The following is a 14,478-nucleotide window of genomic DNA, read 5'->3' on the forward strand; positions in this document are numbered from 1 at the left end:
CTTTCCCAAGGGAAATGATGACAATTCCCAGGCAACTAATCCAGTGACTGGTTCACAGCCGAACTGTTCTCAGCGGTCCAGCGCCACCGGCTGCGCGCTCTGGCCGAAGCGCTGACAATGACCCAACCATTCGCCGAGGAAGCGGTTAAGCTGGGATTTTTCGTCCGGCTGGAGCATTTGCTCGTTGGGATAGGGATACACGCCCATGAAGCGGCGGCGATTATACGCAGCCACTACCTCAGCCATGCTCGCGTCGTGGTAAAGGCGGATCTCCATGCGCGGCGGAGCAAGCCAGTCGTGACTGCGCTCATACACCAGTTGCAAGATGGTTGTGTAGCGACAGCGTTCAAGTACGCGCATGACCAGAGCCTGATCGGGGCCATCGCCGGCATCGATCACAATCCGCTGCTCATCCTGCACGGCCATCGCCGGCATCAGCTTGTTCAGGCGCAGATAATTCTCTTCGCAGATTGCCTGCAACTGGGAAAGATCAATGTGGTAGCGCGATCTCAGGGCGACCATCAAGGCTGCGTCCCCGCTGCTTGTTGAAGGCGTTCAGCATGTAGTTCGAGCCATTGTAGTCCGATGATGCTCGCGGCGTTATCAATTCGTCCGTCCTCAACGGCGGCAAGCGCCTGAGCACGGGGCCAGACACTGACGCGGATGTCCTCGCCCTCTTCTTCCAGACCATGAATGCCACCGGCACCCCGACTATCTACCGTCGCGCAGTACAGATAAACCTTTTCGTCGCTGCCCCCCGGTGACGGGAAATAGCGGGTGATTGGCACAAGATCGAGCAGCTCCAGGCCTGCTTCTTCCTTTGCTTCACGATGAGCCACTTCTTCGGGCGATTCGTCCTTGTCGATGAGCCCGGCCACCAGCTCCAGCAGCCAGGGGTGATCGGTTTTCTCCAGCGCGCCGATACGCACCTGCTCGATCAATACCACCGAGTCGAGCCAGGGGTCATAAGGCAGCACACAGACGGCATCGTGTCGTACGAACAGCTCACGGCGCAGATTTGGCCCCCAGCCGCCGCGAAACAGACGATGCCGTACAGTCAGAATATCCAGCCTATAGAATCCCTCGAAACCGGATTCTCGGCTGACTATCTCGACATCGTCGCGGGTAAAAGTCTTCAATATCATCCCCAAAGGCGTTGCGGTTTATTCAGCGTCAACAGACCCTAGCTAAACTCGCATACCTTCAGGCCGTACGGCAATACTTCAGACCTTCTGGTACAGCTGCGAGCCGGTGGAGCGAAACTCCTGCGACTTGGCTTTCATGCCATCCTCCATCGCCGAATCGATCACCTCTATACGCTGCGCCGCCGCGTAATCCCTGACTTCCTGGGTGATCTTCATGGAGCAGAATTTCGGGCCGCACATGGAGCAGAAATGCGCCACTTTGGCCGAGTCCTTGGGCAGGGTTTCATCGTGATACAGACGGGCGGTATCCGGATCAAGCCCGAGATTGAACTGATCTTCCCAGCGAAATTCGAAACGCGCCTTGCTCAGAGCGTTATCGCGAATTTGCGCACCGGGGTGCCCCTTGGCCAGATCCGCTGCGTGCGCTGCAATCTTGTAGGTAATGATGCCGGTTTTCACGTCATCACGGTTGGGCAGACCAAGATGCTCCTTGGGCGTCACATAACACAGCATCGCGCAGCCGAACCAGCCGATCATCGCCGCGCCAATGCCTGAGGTGATGTGATCGTAGCCCGGGGCGATATCCGTGGTCAGCGGGCCGAGTGTATAGAAGGGCGCCTCGTCACAGCATTCGAGCTGTTTATCCATATTTTCCTTGATCAGGTGCATCGGCACATGCCCGGGCCCCTCGATCATCACCTGCACATCATGCTTCCAGGCCAGCCTGGTCAGTTCACCAAGCGTTTCGAGCTCACCGAACTGCGCTTCATCATTCGCATCGGCGATCGAACCCGGCCGCAAACCATCGCCCAGCGAGAAGGACACATCATAGGCCTTCATGATTTCGCAGATGTCTTCGAAATGGGTATAGAGGAAGCTCTCTTTATGGTGCGCCAGGCACCACTTGGCCATGATGGACCCGCCACGACTGACGATTCCGGTAACCCGCTTTGCCGTCATTGGAACATAACGCAGCAGCACGCCAGCATGGATGGTGAAATAATCCACACCTTGCTCTGCCTGCTCGATCAGGGTGTCACGGAAGATCTCCCAGGTGAGATCTTCAGCCACACCGTTCACTTTCTCCAGGGCCTGATAGATCGGCACGGTGCCAATCGGCACCGGCGAATTGCGGATGATCCATTCCCGGGTTTCGTGGATATTCTTGCCCGTGGACAGATCCATCACCGTATCCGAGCCCCAGCGGATGCCCCAGGTCATCTTCTCCACTTCTTCATCAATGGATGAACCCAGCGCCGAGTTGCCGATATTGCCGTTGATCTTCACCAGGAAGTTGCGGCCGATGATCATCGGCTCCAGTTCCGGGTGGTTGATATTGGCCGGGATCACCGCGCGCCCCCGGGCGACTTCTTCGCGTACGAACTCAGCGGTAATCTGCTGCGGAATCGCCGCGCCAAAACTCTGCCCGGGATGCTGCTGATCAAGCAGACCGGCATCACGCGCTTCCTGCAGCTTCATGTTCTCGCGTATCGCGATGTATTCCATTTCAGGGGTGATGATGCCTCGACGGGCATAGTGCATTTGCGAGACGTTACACCCAGCCTTGGCGCGACGTGGGGTACGCACATGGGCAAAGCGCATGCTGTCCAGCGACGGATCGGCCAGCCGCGCCTGCCCGAATTCGGAAGTCAGGCCTGGCAATACCTCGGTATCGCCACGCTCATCAATCCAGTTGCCTCGCACATCGGCCAGACCGGAACGCAGATCGATCGCCACGTCGGGGTCGCTATAAGGGCCGGAGGTGTCATATACCAATACCGGTGCATTTTTCTCCCCGCCCAGCTCGGTCGCTGTGTCCGCCAGGCTGATTTCCCGCATGGGCACGCGGATGTCCGGGCGTGAGCCGGTCACATAGATCTTGCGGGAGTTCGGGAAAGGCCGGGTGGCTGCGCCATCGACTCCAGAATCGGTGATGGCGTTGTCAGATAATTTGCTATTCATTATTGTGCTCCACTGCGTTGAAAACGCGCAGGGAACCGGAGCGGTAGGCTCATCCGGACGATTGCCGTCCAGCACGAAGCAACAGAATGCCGCATCTCGATTCCTACGCCGGTATTAACCGGTTCAGGTTCAACGGGTGTTATCTCAGCCAACTGCAACGCAGAAGGCACCCCGTCAAGATGAGCCGACAGCATAGAGTCGCGAGCGAAATGCTGCAAGGAATCGGACGTTTAACTGCTTTCCTTATTTAGCGAAAGGGTGGCGATCAGTGGGCGCAGCATCTGCCCCGCCTCGCTTCGTCCTTGACCAGCGCCCATGCGCTCATTAGCCTTGGCGGATTATTCTATCCATGCGAAGGAAGTCTGCATGCTCCGCCCCCTTTATGTCGCTGTTCTGATGGTGGGTCTATCATCCGGCCAGGCATTGGCCAAAACGGATTTATTGACTATCTACCGGGAAGCTGTAACTAACAGCGCCGATCTGGCTGCAGCCGAAGCGGACACCCTGGCCCGTCAGGAAGCCCTACCCCAGGCGCGAGCACTGTTGTTGCCCAACATCGGCGCAGCAGCCGGCACGGCTCGCGAACGTCTCGAGATCGAGGGCGTGGGCAGCGACCGTTATTCCACCCACTATTATCAAGCAAGTCTGACCCAGCCATTGTTTCGCGCTGAAAGCTGGTTCAATTACCAGGCGGCGAAATCGTTGAGCGAGCAGGCCCGGGTGGAGTTTTCCGCAACGCAGCAGGACCTGATTCTCGAGGTAGCCGTTGCCTACTTCAACGTTCTGCGGGCCTCGGACAATCTCGCATCAGCCCGCTCCGAGGAAGCGGCCTTCGAGCGTCAGCTGGAGCAGGCACGGGAACGATTTGAAGTAGGTCTATCCGCACGCACCGATGTACTCGAAGCGCTTGCCGGCTTCGATACTGCGCGCGCCGCCCGGCTCAGCGCACAAACCAATCTGGATATCAGCTTTCAGGTCTTGACGCGCCTTACTGGCCATCAATATGAAGAGCTGATCGGCATCAGTCACGATCTACCTATCCTGCCGCCAACGCCTGGCAACCTGCAGCAATGGGTAGATACCGCTGCGGTGCAGAATCTGGAGTTGCAGGCTTCGCGACTGGCTATCGATAGCGCAGCAGAAACCCTGCGCAGCAGTCGCGCTGGTTATGCGCCCACTGTGGATGCCTTTGTTCGACATAGCAGTAATTTTGGCGGCCGCGCCTCGGCCAGCAGCACGACGGGGCGCACCGGCAGCACAGATACAGATACGACGTCGATAGGCGTGGAGCTCAATCTGCCGCTATTCACCGGCGGAGGCACTAGCTCCCGTGTGCGGGAATCCAACTATCGCCTGACCCAGGCTGAACGCCTGAGTGAAGCGCAGCTGCGCCGTGTCGTTGAGAGCACACGCAACCTGTTCCGCACCGTCACGTCCAGCGTTGAGGAAGTAGAAGCGCGGCGCCAGGCGATCATATCCGCCAACGCTGCCCTGGACGCGACCCAGACTGGCTACGAAGTCGGCACGCGTAATGTCGTCGACGTCCTGGAAGCACAACGCAACCTGTACCGCGCGGTACGTGACTACAACGACGTGCGTTACAACTACATCATCGACAACCTGGACCTGAAGCAGGCTGCCGGCACCCTCAGCCCGCAGGATCTCAGAGAGCTGTCTCGCTGGCTCAACCCCGACTACGACCCGAATCGCGACTTCATCCCGCCTTTCACTGATGAGGAAGTCGAGCGCATGTCAATGGGAGGTCAGCCGCCCGAGTCCTCCGACCAGTCGCGGATGCGCCGCAGCTTCTAACTGCTTGATTGGTTGGGCGCGACATTGCTGCAAACTATAAGCAGCGCAGATAGCATCACGAACCATTCCCCCTTAAGGGGGGGGGCTAGGGGGATTTGGTTTTCAGCGAACCCAGCCCATTGCTGAAGCTTGAGCTAAATAGCTCAGCCCATGGCCGAGCAGTCTGTTACCGCTTCTCGATGAATCCTGCTATACCGTCGAGTAGCCGGGCCAGGGCGCCCTGGTTTTCCAACACCACGTTCTGTCCTGCACCACCTGCCTTGTTGCGCTCGGCAGGATTCGCCAGATAACAGCAAACCCGTTCAGCTAGCTGTTCCGCGTTCTGCACGATTGCCAGCGCTCCAGCCTTCTCCAACAAATCACTGACCTCAGCGAAGTTGAACCGGTGTGGGCCGGATAACACCGGCAAACCCAGCGCCGCGGGTTCCAGGTAGTTGTGCCCGCCATTGGGTACCAGCGATCCGCCGACAAAGGCGACATCTGCGCACCCAAAAAACTGCATCAACTCACCCATTGTGTCGCCCAGAAACACCTGATCCTGCAATGACGGCATACTACCAGCGCTGCGCCGTACCGCCTGTAACCCCGAATCGCCAATCAGCCGCGCGACGCTATCAAAGCGCTCGGGATGCCGCGGAACCAGAATCAACAGAGCCTGCGGATGTTGGCGCAGTATGCTTTGGTGCGCTGCAAGGATCTGTTCATCCTCTCCGGCATGGGTGCTGGCTGCAATCCACACCGGTCGCCCGCTCCAATCAGCGCGCCACTGCGCAGCCTGCGCCTGCTTGCCCGGATCGGGTTCCAAATCAAACTTGATGCTACCGGTAACGCTCATTGCCTGCTCTGGTACGCCCAGCGCTGCGAAACGTCGTGCTTCGACCTGGCTTTGCACCGCCACCCAATCCAGCGACGCGAACATCGGCCGAGCCAGCGCTATGACCCGTTGGTAGCCACGGGCTGAGCGCTCGGACAAACGCGCATTGGCAAGGACCACCGGCACGCCGCCGGACCTGCAGCCAGCAACCAGGTTCGGCCACAACTCGGTCTCCATGATGATGCAGACGCGAGGCGCAAGCCGCCTGATAAAGCGGCGCTGCAACCATGGCAAGTCGTACGGTAGATAAGTATGCCCTACCGTGTCGCCGAACAGCTTGCGAATCTGTGCCGAGCCGGTGGGCGTCATGCAGGTGACGGTCATCGGTAATTCCGGATAACGCTGCATCAATTCCTTGACCATGGGAGCCGATGCGATCGATTCACCGACTGAAACAGCATGAACCCAGATACCACCGGGCCGGATATCACCTTTCAGGGCAAAACGTTCATGCCAACGCCGGGCATAGGCAGGCGCACGCCAGGCTCGATATAGCAGCCGGCCCAGTATGACTGGCAACAGCAGCGTGAAAACAAGACTGTAAATCAGGCGAACCATGACAATGTCCCTATTCGAAATGGGGCATAGAGTAGCAGATGTGACCCGAGGCACCGGCAGTGTCTATACTAGGAACCTTTTTAGGACACCTGCGAAATTTATGAGCACAACCCTGGAAACCGACATCTGCATCCTCGGCGGTGGCATCGCCGGTTTATGGTTGAATGCTCGGCTGCAGCAGCTCGGATACAGCACCCTTTTGATCGAGCGAGGCGCCCTGGGAGGCGGCCAAAGCAGTAAGTCGCAGGGCATCATTCATGGCGGCACCAAGTACGCGTTGCACGGAAAACTGAGCCTGGCCGCAGAAGCCATCGGCGGCATGCCTGAACGCTGGCGAGCCTGTCTGGACGGCTCGGGGGAACTGGATTTGACTGGCGTCAGGCTGCTATCCGCGCATCATTACCTGTGGTCTCCGGGCAGTCTCATCAGCAATATGGCGGGCTTTTTTGCCAGCAAGGCGCTACGCGGCCGGGTCGATACGGTCAAAGGTGCCGAGCGCCCCGAGATATTCGATAACCCTTCTTTCAAGGGCAAGGTATATCGATTGGCCGAACTGGTGCTCGATGTTCCCGATGCCATTCGCCGTCTCGCAGAGCTATCAGGCGACAGTCTGGTAGTCGACGCCTCACCGCATGTGGAACGCAGGCCGGACGGCAGCATCGAAGGCATCGCCATACATGATCACCTGATCAAAGCGCAGCGTTATGTACTGACCGCCGGAGAAGGCAACGAAGGCTTGCTGAACAGCTGGGGCGTTGATCAGCCAGCCATGCAACGACGTCCGCTACACATGGTATTGATCAAAGGACCGAAACTGCCGGCTCTGTATGCGCACTGCCTGGGCAGCAGTCCCAAACCGCGCGTCACCATAACCACTCATCCCTGCGCTGATGGCCAATGGTGCTGGTACCTCGGTGGCGAGCTGGCTGAACAAGGCGTCGGCCTGGCGCCTGACGAGCTGATCGCCAAGGCGAGGAACGAGTTGGCAGATTTGCTGCCCTGGGTCGATCTGAGCCAGACGCGCTGGACGACCCTGCCAATCAATCGTGCCGAGCCGGCACAGAGCGGACTGGTACGACCGGATACCGCATATATGCAAGCAGTGCACAACGTCCTGGTGTGCTGGCCCACCAAGCTAGCGTTAACCCCGAACCTGAGCGATCAGATGCTCGCCGAGCTCAAACGCCAGACTGTTCGCCCGGCCAAGCCACAACCTGATGTCACGCTTCCACGGCCTCATGTAGCCACCCCGGTCTGGGATATCTGTTTCCCATGAGCAGCTTGCACAGCCACCGCAGACAGCTCGGCAGCACCGGGATAACGGTTTCCCCCCTGGGATTGGGCACAGTGAAGTTTGGTCGCAATCAAGGGGTTAAATACCCCAGCGCATTTGACTTGCCCAGCGACGCCCAGGCGCTCGATCTGCTCGCGCTGGCCGGTGAACTTGGAATCAACCTGATCGATACCGCGCCTGCCTATGGCTGCAGCGAAAGCCGTCTGGGCACGCTGCTGGCAGGCCAACGCCAGGATTGGGTTATCTGCAGCAAGGTCGGCGAAGAATTTGTGAACGGTATTTCCAGCTTTGATTTCAGCGCTGCGCATACGCGTTATTCCATAGAGCGCTCGCTCAAACGGCTCAGAACGGACTACCTGGATCTGGTGCTGGTGCATTCGAATGGCAACGATCTTGACGTCCTGGCCCAGGATACCTACGCCGAACTTGAGGCCTGTCAGCGCGACGGATTGATCCGAGCCTTCGGCTTCTCCGGCAAAACAGTAGAGGGCGGGATCAAGGCTCTGGAACGCGGTGACTGTGCAATGGTTACCTTTAATGCCAACGAACAAAGCGAACGTCCGGTTCTCGACTATGCTCAGACGCATGGCAAGGGCATCCTGATCAAAAAGGCTCTTGCAAGCGGCCATTTGTGTCTGGCCGGCGATGATCCGGTCACCGCTGGGCTACGGCTGATTTTTGAACACCCGGCCGTTGCCGCCGCAATCATCGGCACCATTAACCCCGAGCACCTGAAACACAACGTCGCGGCCGCAGCCAGCGTACTGGATTCAATCACCAGCCAACCCTAACCCCGGTAAGCCAGATGCCTCGGATCATCGCACGGAAAAACCCGGTGGTTTTCAAAACCCAGGCACTGCGGGTGCAAGCGAGTCCAGAAACCCTTCGATATACACCGGTGGGCAGTCCGCTCAGCTTTGCCCAGATGCAGGCGCTGCGTGTGCCGATCACCATCGACAACCCACAGCAGTTCGACGTTACAGTCGCCAACTTGGGCGTATCCGTGGACTTGACGCTTGAATGGCAAGGGCGGAGTTTCAGATTGCTGGTTCGTCAGGAGCGGCCCGGCCATGGCGACGAAGTGCTCAAGCTGATCTCTGGCTACGTGCCCGCACACGAGTTACGGGTGCCGTTGTTGACGGCCATGACCGAGATTGCCGAGGAGCTTTTGCTGGAAGGACCGCACGGCTGGCTCCAGGGGCGTTATCAGCAAACCTGGCTGCCAACACCCTATGCCAGCGACCTGCCAGTCGATACCAATCTCGCGTTCGATCTCACTCCTGACCGCGGACATACGCGCCCCGTTTGTTGCGGCAACCAGCCGCTGCTCGAACGGCCACGCGCCTATATCCACCTGCCCAGCAACTCATTGCAACTGGTTTACTCGATGCGGCTGACGCTACCCGAGGGATGCGACAAGCTTACAGCTCTGCATGCAGACGAGGTGCTCGACAGCCAAAGTGGCGAACTGCGAGCCCACCTGGATTACGAGCTACCCGATCTATATTTATGCGAACTGAGGAACGATAGGCTACCAGGTCAGATTTACATGCTGAAGAAAGGCGTTCTGGTCGCTGAGAAACCCGGTCAGCTTCAGCTGAGTGAAGCGATGGCCGAGCAAGTTGGCTGGGTGATTGAAGCGGAGCGTTCAGCCTGGCCGGAGGGTTTGGCCAGGCTGTAGCTGGGAAGCTTGAAGCTGAGAGCTCTCAGTTACCTGGTTTCTCGCGGATACGTTCGACGATCGAAGTAGTAGAACAGCTTTCCACAAAGTTCAGCACGCGAACGTCGCCGCCGTATTCCTGGACAATAGGCGCACCCACAACCTGATCCATGCTGTAATCGCCGCCCTTGACCAGCACGTCTGGCTTGATCTGTTTCAGCAGCTCCTCGGGCGTGTCGTCTGCGAAACAGGTCACCCAGTCAACTGCGCCCAACCCAGCCAGCACGGCCATGCGTCGATCCACCGCATTGATGGGCCGACCGGGACCCTTGAGACGTGTGACGGAGGCGTCATCATTGATGGCCACAACCAGCCGGTCGCCCAGGCTCCGGGCTTCCTCAAGGTAGCCTACGTGTCCGGCATGAATAATGTCGAAGCAGCCATTGGTGAACACGACCCGTTCGCCATGCGCGCGGGCATCTTCGATTGCTACCAGCAATTGTTCGATACCCAATACGCCGCGCTCACTGCCCTGCTCGCGCTGAACCGCGCGGCGCAATTCAGGCGCGCTGATGGCTGCAGTACCCAGTTTGCCGATGACAATGCCGGCGGCCAGGTTGGACAGCGCGACCGCATGCGGCAGCGACTCGCCAGCGGCCAACGCCGTGGCAAGTGTCGAGATAACCGTGTCGCCCGCGCCTGTCACATCGAAGACTTCACGCGCCCGGGCGGGCAGATGCAGAGGTGGCTGCCCCTTGCTCAATAATGTCATGCCCTGCTCGCTGCGGGTTACCAACATAGCGTCCAGCTCGAGCTGCTCGATCAATGCCATGCCCTTGTCCACCAACTCCTGCTCGCTCGCGCAATGCCCGACTACTGCCTCGAACTCGGACAGGTTTGGTGTAATCAGCGTCGCGCCCCGATAGATGGAAAAATCTGCACCCTTGGGGTCAGCCAATACCGGAATGTTTTTCGCACGAGCGAGGGCAATCAATTCCTGATGGTTGACCAGCGCACCCTTGCCATAGTCCGACAGCACCATGACCTTCGCCTTGTCGAGCAAGCCGCGGACAGATTCAAGTATTGCCGCTCCATCCGTTGCGAAGGGTTCTTCAAAATCCAGCCGGATCAATTGCTGATGACGGCTCAGCACGCGCAGCTTGGTGATAGTCGGGCTCGACGCATGCGCCTGGAAATCGCAATAAACGCCCGCGGCGTTCAATGTCTGCCGCAGACTTACCGCCGCTTCATCCTCGCCGGTTACTCCGACAAGCCAGGCAGGCGCGCCGAGCGCTGCAATATTCAGCGCCACGTTACCCGCACCACCAGGGCGGTCTTCTATCTGGTCAACCTTGACTACAGGGACCGGCGCCTCTGGAGAGATCCGATGGGTTGGCCCATGCCAGTAACGGTCGAGCATCACATCGCCTACCACCAGCACCGGCGCGGAATCAAAACGTGGCATGGTCAACTTCATAAAAATTCCCGTTCAGTCAGGCCTGAGGCCGTGTTAAGTGCGAGGTGCGTCGTCCTGGAATTGCATGCTGTGCAGCCGCGCATAATAGCCGTTCTGGGTCAGCAGTTCAGCATGACTGCCACGCTCAACAATCTTGCCCTGATCCATCACCAGGATAATGTCAGCCTTCTCGATGGTGGACAGCCGGTGCGCGATCACTAACGTGGTACGCCCCTCCATCACATGATCAAGCGCGCTCTGAATATGCCGCTCCGACTCGGTATCAAGGGCCGACGTCGCCTCATCGAGAATCAGCAGCGGTGCGTTCTTCAACAGCGCCCGCGCAATCGCCAGCCGTTGCCGCTGCCCCCCCGAAAGCAACACGCCGTTCTCTCCCACCATGGTATCCAGGCCGTTCGGCAGCTTGTCGATGAACTCTTTCGCGTACGCAGCCTCGGCAGCGCGCTCGATATCGGCGCGCGGTGCGCCCGCCAGATCACCGTAGGCAATATTGTTAGCGATGGTGTCGTTGAAAAGAGTCACATGCTGCGTGACCAGGGCGATATGTCGGCGAAGATTCCGCAACCGATACTCGGACACCTCGACCCCATCGATAAGTATCTGCCCTTGGCTATGCTGATAAAAACGTGGAATCAGACTGATCAGGGTCGACTTACCACTGCCGGAACGGCCAACCAATGCCACCATCTGGCCCGGTTCAACAGAGAAGTTGATGTCCTCCAGCACCGCCTTGTCGGTCTCCGGGTAGCTGAAGTGCAGGTCACGCACCTCAACCCGGCCAGTCACCCGCTCCTGCTCGTAGGTACCGGTATCAATCTCCGGCTCTTCATCGAGCTGCTCGAAGATGCTTTCCGCCGCAGCAATACCCTTCTGGATATTGGCGCTGACTTCGGACAGCTGCCGGACAGGTTTGGGCAGCATACCGGCAGCCGTGATGTAGGCAACCAGATCACCCGCGGTGGCATCGCCGCGCAGCAACAGCACCAGGAACATGACAAACGCCATCGAACCGTAAGTGACCAGCTGAAGGCTGGGAGTAAATACCGCGCCCGTGCGGGTCATTTTCAAGCCCCGCTCACGATTTGCCTCACTGGCCTTGTGAAACCGTTCGGATTCATACTGCTCACCGCCGAAACTGCGTACCACCCGATAACCTGTAATGGTTTCGGAGGTTACATGGGTCACATCGCCCATCGCCGTCTGAATCTTCTTGCTCTGCTTGCGAAATTTCTTGCTGGTGCTCGACACCATCACGCCAATGACCGGCAGGATCCCCATCAACACCAGCGTGAGCTGCCAGTTCATCCAAAGCAGATAGCCAAACAGGAATATCACCGTCAGCCCTTCCCGGAACACAACCTTGATGGCATCGGTCGCCGCGCCGGTGACCATCGTGACATTGAAGGTCACCCGAGAAACCAGGTGCCCCGAGTTATGATTGTCAAAATACCGATTGGGCAGCGTCAGAAAATTATCGAACAGCGCGGTGCGCAGATCATGCACGATGCCCAAGGACACCTTGGCGATGTAGTAATTACCCAGGAAGGAGCCCACGCCCTGATAAAGCGCGACCAGGACAATGAACAGCGGGAAGCCCCAGATCAGTGGATAGCCAAGAAACTCCCCACCTGACCCGGCGGTTAGACCATCAACGAAATATTTCAGCATCCAGGCCATCGCCGGCTGGCTGGAGGCGAAGATCATAAAACCCAGGATGCTGACGGCAAACGGGATCCAGTAGGGTCTGACGTAGCCCAACAGACGGAGGTAGATGCGTACGCTTGAGCGGGTAAAGCTTTCGTTTTGAGAATCTGGCATAGGCATCGTGCGTTAAGGAAACTGGCCGGGGAGTTTATCACAGACCAACGTTCGCTAAGGTAGATAGGTTAAAATGACATTTTTGGCGGAGAAGAGTCATGCAGCTGATGTATCGCGATGAGTACGACGCCTTACGTAAAGGGGCGATCGTGGTGGAGCAGGACGGGTACGGAGAAAAAGTATTACTTCTTGATGATGGGACGTATATAAAGCTCTTCAGGCGCAAGAGCTGGTTATCTAAATCAACCCTTGTTCCCCCTGCGAAGCGATTTGCCGCCAACGCAAAATCGCTTCAACTGCTGGGCATTCCGTGCCCTCAGGTAATAAATGTTTTTCGTCTTACATTACCTCATCGCTCTTGTGTGCACTATATGCCACTTGCAGGAACCACTTTACGAGAAATCAGACGCAAAGAGCCTGAGCTTTGGACAAGCGAAGAGATTACAAAACTAGCTCGCTTCGTTAATCATCTGCATGTCCTGGGTGTGTACTTTCGCTCCTTGCACCTTGGAAACATCGTATTGTGCCCTGATGGAAATCTAGGGCTGATCGATATTTCTGACATGCGGTGCATTGGGCGATCGCTTAGCCAGCGACTAAGGCAACGGAACATCCAACACCTACTGAGGTATTCAAAGGACTGGCCCGAGCATGACCGAAAACTTCTACTCAATCAGCTGCCAGCATCTTAGCGGTTCGATCGTTCCGCTCCTGATGCACGCGCGCGACAATTAGCATTGCTGGCAACCAAACTAGCAACCAAAGCTCGTCGGGACTAGCTATTATTTTTTGACCGTCGAAATTAAGCATAACAAGAGACAAAAGCAAAACTCCGCCCCAAGGGTTACGTTGGCGCAGTGCAACCATAAGCGTAGAGAATAAGGCCACGATAAATAATCCTAACGCCAACAAGCCTCCATAAAATCCCATGGTTAAGAAAATATTATGAGGATGCAGAATCATCTCACCACCGATATCGATTACCGCGCCCGCATGGCTATATCCGCACCCCAACAGCCAGCCGCAATCATCCCATTCTCGTAAATAAGCAGACCAGAGCTCAAGCCGGTGAGAATCGGCTCTTGTGACAAGGCTCTCGCCCAGTGGAGTACTGTTCAAAAACCAAGCGCTTGTCAACAGCAACAGACTCGCGCCTCCAAAAAACACAGCACGCGCCCGAGAGCTGCCGTAAGAGATCAAAAAAAGCCCGACGAATCCAAACAACGCAACTATGCCTACTAATCCAGAACGGCTTTGTAAAACGAGCCCAACGCAAAGCAAAAGGAATGCTAGACCAGCGACACCCTCTAACCACTTCCTGCTTTCCCACCACAGCGGAAGTAGACGCGCATAACAAACTACCAATAACATACTAGTAAAAATCGGCCCCGAAAGTCGGCCGGGCAAATCCAATATTCTTTGACCAAACGAAAACTGGCCAAGCACCCAAAAATATACTACTGACATAACTACATATGAAGCCAACCCCCAAAAAAATGAGCGGAGCACGAGGGGATTATCGAATACCCGAGGCTCAACTAATCGCCAGATCACCAGGCAAAATAGCACCACATAACCTAGATCCTTATAAAACTTCGCATGGCCCGCGAACGAGCCTGACGCAGCGATCCATACGAACAAAGCGAGCCAGAGACGAGTAACGCCTCTGAATTCCAAACGACCTACGCGCCCTAAAACAAGCACGACAAGAGCAGGAAGAGCTATAAATCCGTAGTAAAAAGTGTTCACCAGTTTACTATTAGGCAAAAATAGAAAAGCAGCCAGAAAAACCAACATTGCAACGGTGAAATATCGCTTTAGCGTTTTACCGGGAAGCTCTTCGCTCAAGCAATCACACTCGCGAATCGAATTTGACAA

General features: G+C 57.0%; 12 protein-coding genes and 1 riboswitch. Of the genes, 5 read left to right on the plus strand and 7 right to left on the minus strand.

The genetic code is table 11. The annotated features are described in order from the left end of the window. Window positions 1–69 precede the first annotated feature (69 nt). From G3M63_RS19135 to thiC, 3 genes are all read right to left on the minus strand, one after another. Window positions 70–522: a DUF1249 domain-containing protein gene (locus G3M63_RS19135; RefSeq protein ID WP_163984107.1), complete on the minus strand. Its 453-nt coding sequence runs from the start codon at window positions 520–522 to the stop codon at window positions 70–72. Continuing rightward, window positions 522–1,139, minus strand: coding sequence for an NUDIX domain-containing protein (locus G3M63_RS19140; RefSeq protein ID WP_223824958.1), 618 nt, complete (start codon window positions 1,137–1,139; stop codon window positions 522–524). The genes G3M63_RS19135 and G3M63_RS19140 overlap by 1 nt, the downstream gene beginning before the upstream one ends. Window positions 1,140–1,223: 84 nt before the next feature. Then, on the minus strand, window positions 1,224–3,107 hold the full coding sequence (gene thiC / locus G3M63_RS19145) for a phosphomethylpyrimidine synthase ThiC (RefSeq protein WP_163984108.1): 1,884 nt from the start codon (window positions 3,105–3,107) through the stop codon (window positions 1,224–1,226). Between the two features lie 83 nt (window positions 3,108–3,190). Next, window positions 3,191–3,291, minus strand: a riboswitch (TPP riboswitch). A 182-nt stretch (window positions 3,292–3,473) separates the two neighbouring features. Between thiC and G3M63_RS19150 the strand changes: the two genes are divergently transcribed. Next, a complete protein-coding gene (locus tag G3M63_RS19150) occupies window positions 3,474–4,919 on the plus strand; it encodes a TolC family outer membrane protein (protein WP_163984109.1) in 1,446 nt (481 codons plus the stop codon). Window positions 4,920–5,085: 166 nt separating this feature from the next. On the opposite strand, the gene waaA is transcribed toward G3M63_RS19150, so the two are convergent. Further along, window positions 5,086–6,351, minus strand: a complete 1,266-nt coding sequence (waaA, locus tag G3M63_RS19155; RefSeq protein ID WP_163984110.1) for a lipid IV(A) 3-deoxy-D-manno-octulosonic acid transferase — start codon at window positions 6,349–6,351, stop codon at window positions 5,086–5,088. Window positions 6,352–6,451: 100 nt separating this feature from the next. On the opposite strand from waaA, the gene G3M63_RS19160 reads away from it, so the two are divergent. From G3M63_RS19160 to G3M63_RS19170, 3 genes are read left to right on the plus strand one after another with little or no spacing between them, the layout of a single operon-like run. Then, window positions 6,452–7,627, plus strand: coding sequence for an FAD-dependent oxidoreductase (locus tag G3M63_RS19160; RefSeq protein WP_163984111.1), 1,176 nt, complete (start codon window positions 6,452–6,454; stop codon window positions 7,625–7,627). Beyond that, a complete protein-coding gene (locus G3M63_RS19165; RefSeq protein WP_163984112.1) occupies window positions 7,624–8,436 on the plus strand; it encodes an aldo/keto reductase in 813 nt (270 codons plus the stop codon). Before G3M63_RS19160 ends, G3M63_RS19165 begins: the two co-directional genes overlap by 4 nt. Before the next feature lie 14 nt (window positions 8,437–8,450). Then, window positions 8,451–9,326, plus strand: a complete 876-nt coding sequence (locus G3M63_RS19170; RefSeq protein ID WP_163984113.1) for a metal ABC transporter ATPase — start codon at window positions 8,451–8,453, stop codon at window positions 9,324–9,326. A 25-nt stretch (window positions 9,327–9,351) separates the two neighbouring features. Here G3M63_RS19170 and hldE read toward each other — a convergent pair whose 3' ends face one another. Both hldE and msbA read right to left on the minus strand, forming a co-directional pair. After that, window positions 9,352–10,782 (minus strand): bifunctional D-glycero-beta-D-manno-heptose-7-phosphate kinase/D-glycero-beta-D-manno-heptose 1-phosphate adenylyltransferase HldE, encoded by a 1,431-nt coding sequence (hldE, locus tag G3M63_RS19175; protein ID WP_163984114.1) that lies wholly within the window; start codon window positions 10,780–10,782, stop codon window positions 9,352–9,354. A gap of 33 nt (window positions 10,783–10,815) precedes the next feature. Next, window positions 10,816–12,606 carry a lipid A export permease/ATP-binding protein MsbA gene (gene msbA / locus G3M63_RS19180; RefSeq protein WP_371923493.1) on the minus strand — a complete coding sequence of 597 codons (1,791 nt, stop codon included), beginning with the start codon at window positions 12,604–12,606 and terminating at the stop codon, window positions 10,816–10,818. 92 nt (window positions 12,607–12,698) lie between these two features. On the opposite strand from msbA, the gene G3M63_RS19185 reads away from it, so the two are divergent. After that, on the plus strand, window positions 12,699–13,292 hold the full coding sequence (locus G3M63_RS19185) for a lipopolysaccharide kinase InaA family protein (RefSeq protein WP_163984116.1): 594 nt from the start codon (window positions 12,699–12,701) through the stop codon (window positions 13,290–13,292). Here G3M63_RS19185 and G3M63_RS19190 read toward each other — a convergent pair. Next, window positions 13,270–14,478 carry an O-antigen ligase gene (locus tag G3M63_RS19190; protein ID WP_163984117.1) on the minus strand — a complete coding sequence of 403 codons (1,209 nt, stop codon included), beginning with the start codon at window positions 14,476–14,478 and terminating at the stop codon, window positions 13,270–13,272. The two genes, G3M63_RS19185 and G3M63_RS19190, sit on opposite strands and share 23 nt — an antisense overlap.

It is taken from the genome of Pseudomonas sp. OIL-1 (assembly GCF_010669185.1).
GTDB lineage: Bacteria > Pseudomonadota > Gammaproteobacteria > Pseudomonadales > Pseudomonadaceae > Halopseudomonas > Halopseudomonas profundi.